Here is a 17091-nt window from a genome sequence, read left to right on the forward strand (position 1 = left end):
CTGTTATCTACGAATTAAAAGTGCACAGTTTTAGAGCGATTTAAGTTTTAAAAGTGCACACCTTAACCGAAATTAAAAATAATAACGCTAAAAAGGTCATTCTGAGGCCGAAGGCCGAAGAATCTCAGAAAACACGATTTTATGGGAGATCCTTCGGTCGCCCTTCGGGAATACTCAGGACTTCCTTCGGTCGCTTACGCTCCCTCAGGATGACACCTACGCTTACGCTCCCTCAGGATGACACCTATCTTAAAAAAAGGTCATTCTGAGGCCGAAGGCCGAAGAATCTCAGAAAACACGATTTTATGGGAGATCCTTCGGTCGCTTACGCTCCCTCAGGATGACACCTATCTTAACAAAATTAAGGACTTAGGGAGTGTGCAGTTTTAAACTTTAAACTGTGCAGTTTTAATTCTTAAAGTGTGCACTTTTAAAATTTAGCTAACAGCACTAAATAACTGCCCTATCTTAGAATGTAACATTAAGCTTTTTTTGAGCCCTTTATGAACCGATTAAGCTTAATGCCCCCTTCGCCTCTTTATTACCCTATTTATTACCCCATTTAAAAGTTTATTACCCCATTAAACTTTTTTCCATTTTGCGCTCTTGCCCTTACCAAGACATTTAATCTTTTTCATATTGAGGCCGCCACCCCAAAGCGCCACTCTTCTTAAAAATCGAAATTTTAACCTCTTTATTAATAGTTAATTACGACCACCTATCCTGGCACCTCGGGGAACGGCCCTCGTTTTTACGCCGGGGATTTTTGGCGTTCCGGCGGAACCACACCCCGTACTAAAGGCCACTCCGCAAGGAGAAAATTTGCAGGCCGGAGTGTTTTTTGCCGACAGTAAGAATTCCGCTTTCTGGACTCTGCGGTCAGGCCGCAGAATGACATTGGGAAGGCCGGGAAATGACACCTTGGAAGCCGGGGAATGACATTTTGGGAGATGGGACTTTTTGTTTTTCCTATACGCTAACCCCAACAACTAATACTTCCTTTAGGAAGCTCGCTTGCGTAGCCGTTTTTACTTCTTTTGGAGTATATCCTTTTGCTTCAATAGGTTTCATTATCCTTGCTGCCGCTATACCTAAAAGCTCAATTCGTTTTCTCAGCTTCATTCTTTCAAAATCGTTAGATACAATAACCAAGTCAATATCGCTATCTTTTTGTTGAGTTCCTCTTGCAAAAGAACCATAGAGAATTACGCGCTTAACATTGATCCCCAGTTTCTGCAATGCTTTTTTATATTCTTTTATTATTTCCTTAGTCTGGTATCCTGTTTTATGCACTTTATTACCTCCAACGTCTTATCTAAATACTCCTTTTCTCGTATTGCGTCGTGCGTTAGAGCGTAAAATTCTCTTTTTCTTTTATCTTCGCATTACGCATTACGCATTACGCACGATGCACGACAACCAGTTACCAATCACCAGTTATTTAAACAAGCTATAGCGAATTATAAATGAGGCAAAAACCAGCGAAACCATGCTCATCAGTTTTATTAAAATATTAAGCGACGGACCGGCAGTATCCTTGAATGGATCGCCTACTGTATCGCCGACAACAACTGCCTTATGGGCCGGTGAGCCTTTGCCGCCATATGAACCTTCCTCGATAAACTTTTTCGCATTATCCCAGGCGCCGCCGCTATTGGCCATCATTATCGCCAGGACAAAACCTGAAACCAAGGCGCCGATCAACAAAGCTGCCTGAGCTTCAACCCCGATCAATAACCCTATTGAAATAGGGGCAATTATGGCCATCAATGCCGGAAGTATCATTTCCTTTTGAGCAGCCCGGGTAGATATATCTACACAACTGGCATAATCAGGATCTGCTTTTCCTTCCATCAATCCTTTTATTTGTTTAAACTGCCGGCGGACTTCCATCACTATTTTCCCGGCAGCTCTTCCAACAGCCTTCAGCAGCATAGAACAAAATAAAAACGGCAGCATTCCGCCAATAAGCAACCCGGTTATCACATGAGGATTCATCAGGCTCAAATTAAGCGACTTGCCGAGCAAACCTACCTGATCCCGATAAGCCGCGATTAAAGCCAGAGCAGTAAGCGCAGCTGAACCAATAGCAAAACCCTTGCCAGTGGCAGCTGTGGTATTACCAAGGCTGTCTAAGGCATCGGTTCTTTCCCTTATTTCAGGAGGCTGGTTAGTCATTTGGGCATTACCGCCGGCATTATCAGCTACCGGGCCGTAAGCATCTGAGGCCAGAGTTATTCCCAGCGTACTGAGCATTCCCACGGCTGAAATACCTACTCCGTAAAGTCCAAGATTAAAATTCTGTGTTCCACCCGCTAAATAATAACTCGCCAGCACAGCTATTCCTACGGTAATAACCGGTACGGCTGTAGACAGCATACCCACGCTTAATCCTCCAAGTATAACCGTAGCCGGACCGGTAAGCGCGTCTTCGGCTATCGAACGGGTAAAACGATAACGATGAGAAGTAAAATACTCTGTGCTAAGACCGATAATCAAACCGGCTATCAGGCCGGATAAAACCGCGCCGTATACTCCAATATGACCGTCCCGGCCAATTGTGGTTTTAATAATAAAATAGGAAACAACGGCTATAAGTCCCGCGCTGATAAATATCCCTCTTCGTAAAGCAGAGAGCAACACAGCTTGAGAAGCCTCTTTTTGTTTTGCCCTGACAAAGAATATTCCTATAATAGAAGCGATCACGCCTACTCCAGCCATAGCCAGAGGCACACTCACCCCTTTTAATCCCAGGCCGGCAGCTACTGCTAATGCCATAGTAGCAATAATGGAACCGACGTATGATTCGTAAAGATCAGCTCCCATACCTGCTACATCGCCTACATTATCACCAACATTATCGGCAATTACAGCAGGATTTCGAGGGTCATCCTCGGGAATACCGGCTTCGACCTTACCCACTAAATCAGCGCCGATATCCGCGGCCTTGGTAAAAATACCTCCTCCCACCCGCGCGAATAACGCCATGGAAGAGGCGCCCATACCGAAACAAAGCATAGCGCTGGTGATATTCTGAATACGCAGGGCCGGTTCAAGTGAACGATAATACCAGTTAAGAACCCAAAATCCTATGGTAAGATCTATCAAGCCGATAGCTACCACGCTCAAGCCCATTATAGCGCCGCTCCTAAAGGCTATCTGTAAACTGGCATTCAATCCTTTCCTGGCGGCATAGGCAGTTCTGGCGCTGGAATAGGTAGCCATATTCATGCCAATGTAACCGCAAAGCCCGGAAAAAAACCCGCCCATCAAAAAGGCAAAAGGGACAAATATAACTACATACCCCCTGAAAGCCAAAAACAGTAAAATACAAAATACAATTGTAAAAAATATAGCTATAGTCCGGTACTGACGCTTTAGATAAACCCGGGCTCCCTGACGGACAAAAAGAGCAACAGTCTTCATTCGCTCAGTTCCCTCTGGCTGTTTGATAATACGATAAGCAAAATAACCCACAAAACCAAGGGCTAAAAGCGAAGCTACCGGGGGTAACCATAATAAGTTCATTTGACCTCCTTTAGAATAAATTTAAATTACCACGTCCCTCGGGACGTGAGGGTTTTATCAGGCAGCTAATACCTTGATTAGTTTATAAAGTTCCCGGTCTAAGGCTCTTTGTTTTTTAAGTTGGTAAATGGGAGAATCTAAGGGTACTATTTTTACCTGATCGTTTACCATCGCGGCCATTTTATCGGTTTCTTTGTCAATCAAGGCTTCAACAGCTCCCATTCCCAATCTAGCGGCTAATATTCTGTCAAAAGCAGTAGGGGAACCTCCTCTTTGCACATGGCCTAATGTTGTCGCCCGGGTTTCATAACCGGTTTCCTGCTCAATTAATTCAGCGATATCAGAGCCTTTGGCTATACCTTCGGCAACTATTATAATCCAGCTTACCTTTCCCCTTTTACGGCCAATTGTTATATCCCTGCACATCTTGTCAGTATCATATTCTGTAGCAGGAATCAGCACGTCCTCTGCTCCCCCGCTTAAGCCTACCCGTATCGCAATATAACCCTCTTTCCTCCCCATCACCTCAACAACAAATATTCTTTCTAAGGAAGTTGCCGTATCCCTGATTTTATCAATTGCTTCTAAAGCTATATTCACGGCAGTATCTGAACCAATTGAATAATCTGTCCCGTTTATATCATTATCTATAGTAGCCGGAATACCGATGGTGGGAACATGCCATTTTGTGTTTAGAATATGCGCGCCTTTAAATGTCCCCTCTCCACCGACAGTAATCAAACCGTCTATTTTATTTTTCTTTAAAGTATCTACAGCCTTTTTCTGGCCTTGTTCATTCATAAATTCAGCAGAGCGAGCTGTTTTCAAAAACGTTCCACCGCGGCCGATAATATTGCTTACACTGTTTAACTTTAACTGTTTTATACCGCCATTTATCAGACCGCCGTAACCCCGAAAAACGCCAAATACCTCCAGGCCTTTAAATATACCGCATCTAACCACACTGCGTATACAGGCGTTCATCCCCGCGCAATCACCACCACTTGTTAAAACAGCAATCCGTTTTATCATACCACCTACCTGATTTCTCAAATGACCAAGGTAAATCACAAATTACAAATCCATCCTCCGTAGCAGTAGCCTGCTACTGCGGAGGACGGGCAAATTACTATCGAATAATGAAAATACTACCAAATCCAAATACTACAAAATCCAAAATAAATCCAAAATCCCAAATCCAAAATTCTCTTTTTTTGGGATTTGGAAATTGGGATTTGTCTGGTAGTATTGGCAGTATTTGGATTTTGGATTTAATTAAGTTCCTATTTCCCAGGACGACAGATACTTTTTCTGCTCTTCGGTTAAAGTATCTATCTTTGTTCCCATTGCCTTAAGTTTCAATCGGGCTATCTCTGAATCTATTTTTTCGGGTACCCTATAAACCCTTGGGGACAATTTTGAGCCTTTCTTTTTTATAAACTCAGCCGATAATGCCTGATTGGCAAATGACATATCCATAACCGAAGCAGGATGCCCTTCGGCAGATACCAGGTTTATCAACCTTCCTTCCCCCAGCAAATTAATCTTCTTCCCGCTCTTTAAAATATATTCGTGTATAAAGTTTCTGATTATCCTTTTTCTTTTACTTATTTTTTCAAGCCCTTCAATATCTATCTCCACATTAAAATGTCCGGCATTAGCCACTATAGCCCCATCTTTCATTAATTTAAAATGTTTCTCTCTTATAACCTTTAAATCACCGGTCAGGGTAACAAAAATATCCCCTATTTTTGCCGCGTTTGTTATCGGCAAAACCCTGTATCCGTCCATTATTGCTTCCAAGGCCCGCAAAGGATCCGTCTCGGTAACTACAACATTCGCGCCCATACCCTTTGCCCTCATAGCTACTCCCCTGCCGCACCAGCCATAACCACATACCACAAAGATCCTGCCGGCGATCAAAATATTTGTAGCCCGCAAAATGCCGTCGATGGTAGACTGACCGGTTCCATATCTGTTATCGAATAAATGCTTTGTAGCCGCGTCATTAACGGCAATTACCGCAAACAAAAGCTTATTTTCCCGCTCCAGGCTCCTGAGCCTGATCACCCCGGTAGTGGTTTCTTCGGTCCCGCCAATTGGCAATTGATAATCAGCGGTTGATGATTGATAATTTTTATGAATAGTTGAGATCAGGTCTGCGCCGTCATCCATGGTAATATCCGGCTTAATCTTAAGTAAGCTATCTATATGAGAATAGTAAGTTTTTGGGCTTTCGCCCCTAATCGCAAATACGGGAATTTGCCAGTCTTTTACCAAACAAGCAGTTACATCATCCTGGGTGCTGAGTGGATTTGAAGCGCATAAAACTACCCTGGCTCCGCCGGCCTTCAAAGTAATTGCTAAATTGGCAGTTTCGGTAGTTACGTGGAGACAACAGGCAATCTTCGTGTCTTTAAGCGGCTTCTCTTTTTTAAATCTCTTTTTTATTAACTCCAAAACCGGCATTTGACTGACTGCCCACTGAATACGTAAACTTCCTTTTTTGGCTAATTTTATGTCTTTAATATCATAATTATTCAATGTTAATCTCCTTTTTCGTATTGCGTCGTGCGTGATGCGTATTGCGTTAAAAATCTTTTTACGCAATACGCAATACGCACGACAAATTATGCGGCTTTAGCAAGTATCCCGGCTTTATCGGTCTCTTCCCAGGTAAATCCTTCTTCCAGCCGGCCAAAATGACCGTAGCAGGCTGTTTTTTTATAAATCGGCCGGCGGAGTTTAAGGTCTTTTATTATCCCCCGTGGAGTAAGGTCAAAATTATCCCAAATAAGTTTTTTTATCTTTGCCTCACTGATTTTGCCAGTACCTAAGGTATTGACCATTATTGAGACTGGGTCTGTTACGCCAATAGCATAGGCCAGCTGGATCTCGCACTTACTGGCCAGTTTCGCCGCCACAATGTTCTTGGCAATATAGCGCGCCATATAAGAGGCTGAACGGTCAACCTTGCTGGGATCTTTGCCCGAGAAACATCCTCCTCCGTGAGAACCAACCCCGCCATAAGTATCAATAATAATCTTTCTGCCGGTAAGGCCCGTATCGCCCTGAGGCCCGCCGACCTCAAATCTTCCAGTGGCGTTAATGAAAAACTTTGTATTTTTATCGATCAGCTTGCAGGAAGTTCCTTTATTTATCACTAAATTTTTCAGGTCATGCCTTAGATCTTCGATTTTTACTTTAGGGCTATGCTGGGCAGCTATTACAATCGTTTCAATTCTCTTTGGCCGTCCGTCATGATATTCCACTGTCACCTGTGTCTTGCCGTCAGGCCTCAAATAATCAACCTTTTTTTCTTTTCTCACCTGGCTTAATCTTCTGGCTAGTTTATGGGCAAGCATTATAGGAAGAGGCATTAACTCCGGCGTTTCATCAGTAGCATAGCCAAACATCATCCCCTGGTCTCCCGCCCCGCCAATATCTACCCCTAGCGCTATATCCGGGGATTGTTCCTGAATAGCAGTTATAACTCCGCAGGTCAAATAATCAAAACCATAGGCAGCTTTGGTATAACCTATTTCCTTTATGGTTTGCCTGACTATCTTGGGAACTTCCACATAGCAAGAAGTAGTAATCTCTCCGGCAACAAAGGCAAGACCGGTAGTAACCACAGTTTCACAAGCTACTCTGCCATTGGGATCTTTGGAAAATATGTCGTCTAAAACCGCATCGGATATCTGATCTGCGATTTTGTCGGGATGACCCTCGGTAATTGATTCAGAAGTAAAAAAATACTTATGCTTAAGCATCTGCCTTCCTTTCATATTTTTTTGATGCCCGGTGATAGGAAGCAATATCGCCTATATCATACCATTCCCCTTTAAAAACAAAACCATAAGTAGGCTTTTTGCGGCAAAGCCAATCTATGTAATAACCCGGGGCATCGGGATTGTTACCCTCATCAAGATATTCAGGAACCAACTTCAGAGTTTCCTGAGGCAAAAAATATAGGCAGATAGCAACCAAGGTGCTGCTTGGATAGCGAGGCTTCTCTTGAAAATCAACCACTTTTTTATCCTGGCTTAAAGCAACCATGCCATATTTTTTGACTGCTTCTAAATCTCCAATATCGTACAGGCCGATAGAAGGTGAAGGCTTTTTGGAAAATGCGGCCTCGATAAATCCATCCAGAGAGAAATCAAAAAGATTATCTCCGGCTATTATCAAAAGATCATCGTTAATCTGGGCATTCTTAATGACGAAATTTATATCGCCTACCGCACCCAATTTATCGTCATTGGTTGTCGTGCCGTCGTTCATTATCCTGATCTTTTTTTGAAACGATAAATTTTTCGACCAATCAGTAAAATGACCCGCAAATTTATGGTTGGTGACCACCAGGACCTCATCTATTGACTTGATCTTTTCTATGTTAGCGAGGATGTATTCCACTATCGGCTTGCGACAAACAGGTAAAAGCGGCTTTGGCCTGTTTTTAGTCAATGGATAAAGCCTGACTGCATATCCAGCAGCCATTATCAGTGCCTTCATAACCACCTCTCTTTGCTAAACTGTTAAATGGTTAAATTGCTAAATGGCTAAATTGTTAAGCTAACAATCTATTTCTATTTATTTCTATATGCCTCTTCTATGAAGTATCAATTTAACAATTTAACAGTTTAACCATTTAGTAGTCTAGGACGCCAGTTTCTTTTTCAGGTATGTTATTCTATCCACCGGAGTCGGATCAATTTTATTTAATATCGCCAGATAAAAGCTGACGAAATCACCAATATAAATCAAAGAAAAAATCCTAGCGAGTAGTTCCTCTCCTTCTGAGAAAATCTCAATAATCTTACCAGCCTTTTCTTTGAGAATTGACATGGTTATATCCATTCTTTTAGCAATTCTGGGATGATCGTGTTTGTCGCGAAGGCAGATAACCACAAAATCCTTAAGCAGTTTTTGAGGAAACTCCCACCCCACTATCTCGTTATGGGTCAACTCCGGAAAAACGTGATTTGAAGAAAGGGTTTTACCGTTCTCCGCTAACTGTGTCCGCCACCGATAGCTTACCACATCAAAAAAATCATTCGCGGCATAAATCAAAGGGATTTTACCGTAAATATCCAAGGCTATTTGTTTGGCCTGATTAATTTCGGTTTTGGCCTCAGGGCTTAATTTTTCTTTTAACCGGGATAAAACAGCAACGGCATTTTTAATCTGGAAAGACTGTTCATTTATTATGCCAAGCTTTGAAAGCGCTATCAGGCCAGGGAAAAACGAGTAACCCAAAGCAGCCCTGGGAGGCAGCCCCTGAGGTATCGTAACCAAAGGGATTTCTGCTTTACCGGCCAGTACCGCCAGCTTCCCGCCTGAAGTAACAGTTATTAACCTGGCTTTTCTTGTTAGTCCCTCCTGGAACGCCTGAAGTGTTTCTTCGGTATTCCCAGAATAACTACAGATGAATACCAGGGATGAAGAATCGACAAATTCCGGAAGGCTGTAATTTCTATTAATGACTACCGGAACTTTTGCCTGTCCTGCCAGATAAGACCGGATCAAATCGCCGCCTATTGCCGAACCGCCAAGGCCTGAAAAAACAATATTTTTGATTTCCCGGTAAATAGGCGGAAAAGTCCCTTTTTTTCCTATTTCCTCTGCCCTCAGGCACTGCTGGGGAAAATCGAGTAACAGCTGTTTAAAATTTGTTCTATCGATCTGAATTATTTCTTGAAGATTATCTAAGTCAATTTTCATAACCTGGTTACCTTTCTAATCCTTTCTGTAGCAAATTTTTTTACTTCCTTAGCAGACGACAGGTTAAGAGCGTGGCTGGCTATGCTCTTTGCTTCTTTTAATCTTATTGATCTGATCATCTTCTTTATTTTCGGAAGGACTATAGAGCTGGTACTGATTTCATCTAACCCTAATCCTAAAAGAAGAACAGCCAGGACCGGATCGCTGCCCATTTCACCGCAGAGCCCTACCCAGATACCTGATTTATGACCGGTATCGATAATGTGCTTAATAATTCTTAAAATAGCCGGATGTGCTGGTTCGTAAAGATAGGCTATCTTTTCATTAGCCCTATCTACTGCCAGACAGTACTGGATTAGATCATTGGTTCCGATAGAGAAAAAATCTGCTTCCTTGGCCAATATATCACAAATCAAAGCGGCAGATGGAGTCTCAATCATTGCGCCCACTTCCATTTTTTCATCGAACGGAGTTTTTGTCTTCTTAAGGCCTTTTTTTACCTCTTTCAGGATATTATTGGCTGCCTTAAGCTCTTCCGAACCGGAAATCATAGGATACATGATCTTTAGCTTTCCATATGCACTTGCCCTAAGTATTGCCCGCAGCTGGGTCTTAAATATATCCGGCCTGGCCAGGCAAAACCTGATTGCCCGCCAGCCCAAAAAAGGATTTATCTCCCGGGGAACATGCAGTTGCGACAAAAATTTATCCCCGCCTAAGTCTAATGTCCGGATAATGGCTGAATAAGGAGCGATTGCCTGGGCTACCTGACGATAGGATTGGTATTGTTCCTCTTCGTCAGGTAAATCCTGCCGATTCATATAAAAAAATTCTGTTCGGTATAGCCCTATTCCCCTGGCCCCGTGAGCGATTACCGAAGGAACTTCCATTGGCAGCTCTATATTGGCGACTAATTCTATCTTGTGTTTGTCCAGGGTTTCGGCAAAAAGCTCTTTTAATTTATCAAGCTCCTCCAGGGATCTTTCAAAGTTTCTTTTCTTTTCCTGATACTTTTGAATAGTTGCCGGATCCGGATTTATAATCACATTCCCCTGATCGCCGTCGATAATTATAGTGTCGCCAGATTTAACCTGACGGCTTACGGTACCAAGCCCTACCACTGCCGGGATCTCCAGCGCCCTGGCCATAATGGCAGTATGTGAAGTCTTTCCGCCGATATCTGTAATAAACCCGATGACTTTCTCTTTGTGCATCAATGCGGTATCTGAAGGAGAAAGGTCATGATCCACCACAATAACTTCCTCTTTCAGATTAGCCAGCGTCTGCCTTTTTCTATCCAGCAGCTTCCTCATTACCCGCTTGCCGACATCTTCAACATCGCTAACCCGCTCCCTTAAGTATTCATCATCTATTTCAGAAAAGATTTGAATATATTTTTTAAAGATTTCATTAAATATGTACTCTACGTTCAGCTTCTGTTTTTTTAATTTATCAATTATCTCTTCGATCAAGATCCTGTCCTCAAGGATCAGAAGATGGGCATTAAATATATTGCTATGTTCCATTCCTATCTCCTGGCTGATTCTTTTTTGAATGCCCAATACTTCAAACCTTGCCTGGGCCATGGCCTCTTCAAACCTGGCAATTTCTTTAGACACTTCTTCTTCTTTGATCCGTCTTCTGGGTATAGCGATATCTTCGCTATCAAGCAAAAAAACCTTTCCAATAACTATACCCGGAGAAGCTCCGATTCCTTTTAACATTCGTCGCCTTGCTCCTTATTTAAATTGCTATATTGCCAAATTGTTAAACTGATAAACTGCTAAACTGTTAAAACTGAAAATTTGCCTTCTAAATTCTGAAACACAAATTTTTTCACATCAATCTACAATAAAATGTTTTTTCAGATATTCTCAATTTAACCATTTAGCAATTTAACAATTTAGCCATTTAATCATTTAGTCTAACTATAAGTCACTCCTCAGGAAGGTCGCTCAGAAGCAACTGTTCCAGTTTTTGCACCGCGTCCCGGGCATCTGATCCTTTTGCCCTGATGAAAATCCGGCTGCCTTTACCAGCAGCCAGCATTAAGATACCCATAATAGATTTTCCGTTTACCTCTTGCTTTCCCTTTTTAATCATAATCTCACAATCAAATTTATTCGCCAGCTGGACAAACAAGGCAGCAGGCCTGGCATGTAATCCAAGTTTGTTTTTAATGGTTAATTTTTTCTCTACCAACATTTCTTTTCCTGAGCCTTTTATTTTTAACTAACAAATCTACGATAACCCTGGCTAATTTTTGGGAATCGTGCCTGATAAAATCAGTAGTGCTTATTATCTCGCCTTCAATAACCAGACAATCTCTTTTTCTGATTTGGCTGTTGTCGACCTTAACCGGCTCAGCGCCTTCCTGTTTATATTTGGTTAATAGCTCCGGAGGAATCCTGCCGGTATTGACCAGGCAATACTCAACTATACCATCCTGGGTATGTTTGATCAGGGCGTTTAAATGGTCATAGGCAGTATAGTTCTCTGTCTCTCCGGCCTCGGTCATTATATTGCAAACATAGACCTTTACGGCCCGGCTATCGGAAACCGCCTTCAGGATCCCCTTGATTAATAGATTTGGCATTACGCTGGTATATAAGCTTCCCGGCCCTAAAACTATCAAGTCTGCCTGGTTAATTGCATTGATCGCTTCATCCGGAGGACTGCAATCTGCGGGCTGTAAATAAACTTGTTTAATCGGCTTCCCGGGCTTAGGAATCTGGGCCTCACCCCGGCCTAAACTTCCGTCATTATACTCAGCCACTAATGTTACTTTCTCTAAAGTAGAGGGCATTACCCGGCCTCTTATTGCCAGGACTTCGCTTGATTCTTTGATCGCTTTTTCGAAGTCACCGGTGATCTTGGAAAGAGCAGTGATAAATAGATTTCCGAAATTATGGCCGGTCAGGCCTTCACCTTCTTTAAAGCGGTACTGAAATAACTTACCCATCAATGGCTCGGTATCTGCCAGAGCAACCAAACAGTTTCTGATATCTCCCGGCGGAAGCTCATCAAGTTCAGACCTGATCCTTCCGGAACTGCCTCCGCTATCGGCTACCGTAACAATAGCAGTAATATTGCTGGTGTATTCTTTAAGACCGCGCAGCAAGGTAGACAAGCCCGTCCCCCCTCCGATTACCGTTATCTTGGCTCCAGCGGCTAATTTATTCTTACGATAAATAAGATCAACCAGCTCCCCTTTCTTCTGAGGCAGCAGTATGCTGACCAAAGACTTGACCATTTTTCTTATTCCCCTGATCACAAAATATATGCCCATAATTATCAAAATCGATCCGGAATAAACAACTACTTTTGCCGCTTCAGGTTGCACCTGTCCTTTCATAGCGCAAAGCATGATTCCCATTATCAAAAGCACTATCCCGCCGATAAATTGAAAAACATACCTTTTTATCTTCATGCCCGGCGACAACCATTTTAAAATTTTCATAATACCTCTTTGATCAAAAGTACAATTACACAGACTTTAAAAATCTATTCTAAAAAACTTCGTCTAATTCTTTTTGTTTAAGCGCCTTTCTTCCCATAGATTTAATCAACCTTTTATTCAATTCTTTGGCTGGGTGAAACCCCATCCTTTTTAATCTCTGGTTTAAAGCAGATACCTCTATCAGGATGGGAATGCTGCGGCCCGGACGAACGGGAATAACCAAATGAGGTAATTTAATCGCCAGGATTTTATAAATCTTTTCTTCAAGCCCTAAGCGCTCATATTCTTTCTTAGAATCCCACTTCTCCAGAGTTACCACCATGCCGATTCTTTTTCTATTTCTGACAGCGCCTACGCCAAATATTTCTTTAACATTTACAATCCCCAATCCTCTTATCTCCATATGATACCTAATTAATTCAGCTCCGCGGCCCATCAAAAATTTGCCAGCCTTAAGTTTTATCTCCACCATATCATCGGCTACCAGTCGATGGCCTCTTTCGATCAATTCTAAAGCGCATTCAGATTTGCCAACTCCGCTTTTACCGATGATCAACACCCCCACGCCATATACATCAAGAAACGTGCCGTGAAGGCTAAACTCCGGCGCAAGTTTGTCTTCCAGATAAACGGCAATTTTATTTATTAATCGGCTGGTGGAAAGGGTTGACCTTATAACCGCGACGTTATTTTTTATGGCAAGTTTGAGAAGTTCCTTAGGATAGCTTCTATTTCCAGTAATTACTATACAGGGAATATCGCAGGAAAAATAGCGCTGGAGACAGGTTGATCTTTCGCTCTTGGACAGCTTTTTAAGATAGGAAATCTCCGGACTATCAAAAATTTGCACTCCAGAAGGAGTAGAATAACCAAAATAACCGGCAAGGGCCAATCCCGGACGAAGAAAGGTGGCAGTTTTTATTCTTCTGCCTAAATTCACCTCCGGATTGAGCAATTTCAAATCCAATTTATCTTTGCCGGCGCTTAAGAAATCTTTTACCGTCAGCTTAACCATGGCCTAACCTTTTCTGCGGTCTTCTTCTTTTATGATCTTCAGAACCCCTTTTTCATCCCTGGCGTCTTTTAAGGTAGCACAGAAAATTTTATCTTTTAAAACCCTTGATATTCTGGCCAAGGCCTTTAAGTGCGGTCCGGCAGAATCTAATGGGGCAACCAGTAAAAAGAATATATATACCGGTTCGCCATCGAGCGCATCAAACCTTACCCCTTTCCGGGAAAGGCCAAAAGCAGCTACTAACTTTCTGAGCCCGTCTGATTTAGCGTGAGGAATGGCCACGCCCTGGCCAATACCGGTAGAGCCCAAAGCTTCTCTGTTTAAAAGAGACTTAACTAATGCACCTTTGTCTTTAATCTCTTTAGCTTTAATCAGTAAATTTACCAATTCCTTTACTGCTTCTTGTTTGTTAGCGGCTTTTAGATCAACCGTAACCGCTTTTGGGCATAAAAAATCCATAATTCTCATTCCTGGCTCCTCCTTTTTTTCGTATTACGTTGTGTATATTGCGTGTTGTGCACTACGTACGATAAAGCTTAATTTTTCAATTATACTACAAACCAATTACATTGTAAACTGCTCCCCGAGATAAATCTTTCTTGCCTCCGGGTTGGCTAGTAATTCCCGGGATGAACCGGAAATTAAGATTTTACCCTCAAACATGATATATGATCTGTCGGTTATTGATAAGGTCTCGCGAACGCTGTGGTCTGTCAGGAGAATTCCTAATCCTTTAGATCTTAACTCAGCAATTATCTGTTGCACTTCATGCACCGCTATAGGGTCAACTCCGCTGAACGGTTCGTCTAATAGGATAAAATTAGGCCGGGTAACCAAAGCGCGGGTTATTTCCAGCCTTCTTCTTTCACCTCCCGAAAGCGTATAAGCTATATTCCTGGCTAAATGTTCTATTTTCAGTTCGCTAAGAAGCCTGGTTAATCTTCTCTTCCTTTCTCTCCTGGATAACTTCAAGGTTTCCAAAACAGCTGTGATGTTTTCCTCTACCGTTAATTTACGAAAGACGGACGGGTCCTGAGAAAGGTATCCTAATCCGCATCTGGCTCGCTGGTACATAGGAAATTTGGTTATATTTTTAGAATCAAAGATTATCTGCCCGCTGTCCGGCCGAACCAGGCCGACAACCATATAAAAAGTCGTTGTTTTACCCGCGCCATTGGGGCCTAAAAGGCCGACTATCTCGCCTTTGCCAATATTTATCTTGATACCGTTTACAACTTTTCTGCCGTTATATGACTTGGTCAAACTCCGGGTTTCCAAAAGGAACATTTTAAAACCTCGTCTTTAAATAAAAGTCATAGGTCATAGGTCACAAAAAGTCGTAAGTCATCGGTCGCAAGTCATAAGACTATTATGACTTATGACCTAAAGCTTATGACTTTTTTTATGACCTAATTTGATTTAGTATTTTTATTAAACATCGAACCATCTCCCATCTGTTCCGGGCAAATAACCAATCTGGGTTTACCAAGCAGTATCACTTTACCTTGTTCAGCAAAATAGACAGCTTTCTGGCTAAAGGTGATATTTTCTTCTTGTTTAATCTTTACATTGCCGGTACAGACAATTTTAGTAATTGACTTTTTTTGTTTATCTATAAAAACGTCCATTTTATCGGCAAAGAGTTCGCCGCGCTCACTATCAACCTTAACATTTTCACTAAAATGGGCAATGCTATCTTTATAATCCAGCTCTAATGGGCCGTCACAGGTAATAACGATCTTCTGCTTACCTTTTATACTTACCTCAACTTCTTTATTCAATTGGACATTGTTCAATTGGTGTTTTGCGCGAAGACCAACACCTTCTGCTTTAAGGTTTTCCTTTTCTATTTCAACATAAGCATCTGTTTTGATCAATTGCAACTTATTCCCGCCCTGGCCTTTGGGATGCCAGTCTAAATAATCGGTTCGTAATTCTGTCCCGGACTCATCAGTCACTACAACATTTTTTTTAAAGCGGGCATTTTCAGTCGCCTGGTCAAAAGTCCCGATGTCCGAAGACAGGGCCATACATTTATTATCCTCTGTCCAGACCTTGGCTGTCATATTATCCAGTTTAATTTCGTTAGTCGCAGTAAATATTTTGGCCGAATCACCCTTGACTTCCCATTCTTTTGCTCCCGCAGTGCTATACCCGCTCAACAAAAATGTTGAAACCTCTTGTTTTACCGCCTCTTCAGGGCCGGCTGAATCGCTGACTGAATCCAAAGGCAAAGAACCCTGTTCTGGTTCTTTTTTCTTTTGACTGCCCTGGCTGCAGGAAACAATACTTAAACCAAACGCCGCTATTAAAGCAATAATTAAGCCTCTTCTCATTATTTTCTTATTTTCGGTATCTTCTGGTTACTTCTTCCCATTTTCCCTGCGCCTTTAAGATCAGCTCAATTACTTCTCTTACCGCTCCTTTGCCCCCCTTTGTTTCAGTAATATAATGAACGGCTGTTTTGACCTCTTCGGCTCCGTCTTTTACGCCAACCGCCAGGCCTACACGTTTTAGCAGGGGTAAGTCAAGCAAGTCATCGCCAATATAGCAGATATTTTCATTCTTCAAGCCAAATCTTTTTAATATGTCCTGATATGCTTCTAATTTATCAAATGCATTTTGATATAACCTGCTTATCCACATCTCTTTCATTCGTTTTGCCAGGAGTCTGGATTTTTTTGCGGTAATAACAGCGGCTTTGATCCCGGCTCTATTTAAAAGCAGCATGCCAAAACCATCTTTTACATTGAAATTCTTAAGTTCAACACCAAAGTCATTATAGATTATCCTTCCATCGGTTAAAACACCGTCTACATCAAGCACAAGCATCTTAATTTTCTTGGCTCTTTCCTCAATCATTATTCACCTATAAAAATGATCAAAACGATTACACGGAAATATCATTGCGAGGGAACCTCGTAGGGGCAACCGAAGCAATCCTCCAGCCTCTCGCAACGACGTCTGCGAAAATCTGTGGTATAAGCTTACTACAACAGGTAATTTTTGTCAATATTAAATAAACATAAATTACCAAATTACACACGAATTGTTTTATTGTCATCTTGTGGTTAAACTATGGGCTCCAGACAACTCATTTTTCTGGATTCTGCCCCCGAAGATCATTAATTCAGGGCAAACCGCAGAATGACAGGTAAAAAGATCATAGCCCAAAGCCGGCAAGCCGTAACCAGTAAACTTTAAACCAATTATCTACATTATACTGTTAGCTAAATTTTAAAAGTGCACAGTTTAAAGTTTAAAACTGCACACTCCCCAAGTCCTTAATTTTGTTCTTTTTAAGATAGGTGTCATCCTGAGGGAGCGTAAGCGTAGGTGTCATCCTGAGGGAGCGTAAGCGTAG

The 17091-nt window shown here is 42.0% G+C and carries 15 protein-coding genes; all 15 read right to left on the bottom strand.

The genetic code is table 11. The annotated features are described in order from the left end of the window. Positions 1-969: 969 nt before the first annotated feature. On the bottom strand, positions 970-1293 hold the full coding sequence (locus U9Q08_00740; protein MEA3328259.1) for a nucleotidyltransferase domain-containing protein: 324 nt from the start codon (positions 1291-1293) through the stop codon (positions 970-972). Between the two features lie 144 nt (positions 1294-1437). After that, the gene (locus U9Q08_00745; protein ID MEA3328260.1) at positions 1438-3528 is read right to left on the bottom strand and encodes a sodium-translocating pyrophosphatase; all 2091 of its coding nucleotides are present in this window, start codon (positions 3526-3528) and stop codon (positions 1438-1440) included. A gap of 57 nt (positions 3529-3585) precedes the next feature. Further along, positions 3586-4557: a 6-phosphofructokinase gene (gene pfkA, locus U9Q08_00750; protein MEA3328261.1), complete on the bottom strand. Its 972-nt coding sequence runs from the start codon at positions 4555-4557 to the stop codon at positions 3586-3588. 246 nt (positions 4558-4803) lie between these two features. Then, the gene (ahcY, locus tag U9Q08_00755) at positions 4804-6072 is read right to left on the bottom strand and encodes an adenosylhomocysteinase (GenBank protein ID MEA3328262.1); all 1269 of its coding nucleotides are present in this window, start codon (positions 6070-6072) and stop codon (positions 4804-4806) included. An 86-nt stretch (positions 6073-6158) separates the two neighbouring features. Then, the gene (metK, locus tag U9Q08_00760; protein ID MEA3328263.1) at positions 6159-7301 is read right to left on the bottom strand and encodes a methionine adenosyltransferase; all 1143 of its coding nucleotides are present in this window, start codon (positions 7299-7301) and stop codon (positions 6159-6161) included. Further along, complete coding sequence (locus tag U9Q08_00765; protein ID MEA3328264.1) at positions 7294-8043, bottom strand: nucleotidyltransferase family protein; 750 nt, start codon at positions 8041-8043, stop codon at positions 7294-7296. Before U9Q08_00765 ends, metK begins: the two co-directional genes overlap by 8 nt. Before the next feature lie 144 nt (positions 8044-8187). Beyond that, entirely contained in the window at positions 8188-9252 is a 1065-nt protein-coding gene (locus U9Q08_00770; GenBank protein MEA3328265.1) for a bifunctional phosphoglucose/phosphomannose isomerase, read from the bottom strand. After that, the gene (ptsP, locus tag U9Q08_00775) at positions 9249-10976 is read right to left on the bottom strand and encodes a phosphoenolpyruvate--protein phosphotransferase (GenBank protein ID MEA3328266.1); all 1728 of its coding nucleotides are present in this window, start codon (positions 10974-10976) and stop codon (positions 9249-9251) included. Before ptsP ends, U9Q08_00770 begins: the two co-directional genes overlap by 4 nt. 211 nt (positions 10977-11187) lie before the next feature. Next, positions 11188-11457: an HPr family phosphocarrier protein gene (locus tag U9Q08_00780; protein ID MEA3328267.1), complete on the bottom strand. Its 270-nt coding sequence runs from the start codon at positions 11455-11457 to the stop codon at positions 11188-11190. After that, complete coding sequence (locus U9Q08_00785) at positions 11429-12712, bottom strand: YvcK family protein (GenBank protein MEA3328268.1); 1284 nt, start codon at positions 12710-12712, stop codon at positions 11429-11431. Before U9Q08_00785 ends, U9Q08_00780 begins: the two co-directional genes overlap by 29 nt. Positions 12713-12761: 49 nt before the next feature. Next, positions 12762-13727: an HPr(Ser) kinase/phosphatase gene (hprK, locus tag U9Q08_00790; protein ID MEA3328269.1), complete on the bottom strand. Its 966-nt coding sequence runs from the start codon at positions 13725-13727 to the stop codon at positions 12762-12764. 3 nt (positions 13728-13730) lie between these two features. Then, complete coding sequence (locus U9Q08_00795; protein ID MEA3328270.1) at positions 13731-14195, bottom strand: PTS sugar transporter subunit IIA; 465 nt, start codon at positions 14193-14195, stop codon at positions 13731-13733. 96 nt (positions 14196-14291) lie between these two features. Continuing rightward, positions 14292-15014 carry an LPS export ABC transporter ATP-binding protein gene (lptB, locus tag U9Q08_00800; protein MEA3328271.1) on the bottom strand — a complete coding sequence of 241 codons (723 nt, stop codon included), beginning with the start codon at positions 15012-15014 and terminating at the stop codon, positions 14292-14294. Between the two features lie 122 nt (positions 15015-15136). After that, on the bottom strand, positions 15137-16063 hold the full coding sequence (gene lptC / locus U9Q08_00805; protein MEA3328272.1) for an LPS export ABC transporter periplasmic protein LptC: 927 nt from the start codon (positions 16061-16063) through the stop codon (positions 15137-15139). A gap of 7 nt (positions 16064-16070) precedes the next feature. Then, complete coding sequence (locus tag U9Q08_00810) at positions 16071-16589, bottom strand: HAD-IIIA family hydrolase (protein ID MEA3328273.1); 519 nt, start codon at positions 16587-16589, stop codon at positions 16071-16073. Between the last annotated feature and the right edge of the window lie 502 nt (positions 16590-17091).

The organism is Candidatus Omnitrophota bacterium, assembly GCA_034717435.1.
Lineage (GTDB): Bacteria > Omnitrophota > JAUWXU01 > JAUWXU01 > JAUWXU01 > JAYELI01.

What these genes read in the sequence shown, in the direction of transcription:
- U9Q08_00745 (MEA3328260.1), bottom strand. Translation starts at nt 3,528, where the DNA reads ATGAACTTATTATGGTTACCCCCGGTAGCTTCGCTTTTAGCCCTTGGT.
- metK (MEA3328263.1), bottom strand. Translation starts at nt 7,301, where the DNA reads ATGCTTAAGCATAAGTATTTTTTTACTTCTGAATCAATTACCGAGGGT.
- U9Q08_00765 (MEA3328264.1), bottom strand. Translation starts at nt 8,043, where the DNA reads ATGAAGGCACTGATAATGGCTGCTGGATATGCAGTCAGGCTTTATCCA.
- U9Q08_00770 (MEA3328265.1), bottom strand. Translation starts at nt 9,252, where the DNA reads ATGAAAATTGACTTAGATAATCTTCAAGAAATAATTCAGATCGATAGA.
- ptsP (MEA3328266.1), bottom strand. Translation starts at nt 10,976, where the DNA reads ATGTTAAAAGGAATCGGAGCTTCTCCGGGTATAGTTATTGGAAAGGTT.
- U9Q08_00780 (MEA3328267.1), bottom strand. Translation starts at nt 11,457, where the DNA reads ATGTTGGTAGAGAAAAAATTAACCATTAAAAACAAACTTGGATTACAT.
- U9Q08_00785 (MEA3328268.1), bottom strand. Translation starts at nt 12,712, where the DNA reads ATGAAAATTTTAAAATGGTTGTCGCCGGGCATGAAGATAAAAAGGTAT.
- hprK (MEA3328269.1), bottom strand. Translation starts at nt 13,727, where the DNA reads ATGGTTAAGCTGACGGTAAAAGATTTCTTAAGCGCCGGCAAAGATAAA.
- U9Q08_00795 (MEA3328270.1), bottom strand. Translation starts at nt 14,195, where the DNA reads ATGAGAATTATGGATTTTTTATGCCCAAAAGCGGTTACGGTTGATCTA.
- lptB (MEA3328271.1), bottom strand. Translation starts at nt 15,014, where the DNA reads ATGTTCCTTTTGGAAACCCGGAGTTTGACCAAGTCATATAACGGCAGA.
- lptC (MEA3328272.1), bottom strand. Translation starts at nt 16,063, where the DNA reads ATGAGAAGAGGCTTAATTATTGCTTTAATAGCGGCGTTTGGTTTAAGT.
- U9Q08_00810 (MEA3328273.1), bottom strand. Translation starts at nt 16,589, where the DNA reads ATGATTGAGGAAAGAGCCAAGAAAATTAAGATGCTTGTGCTTGATGTA.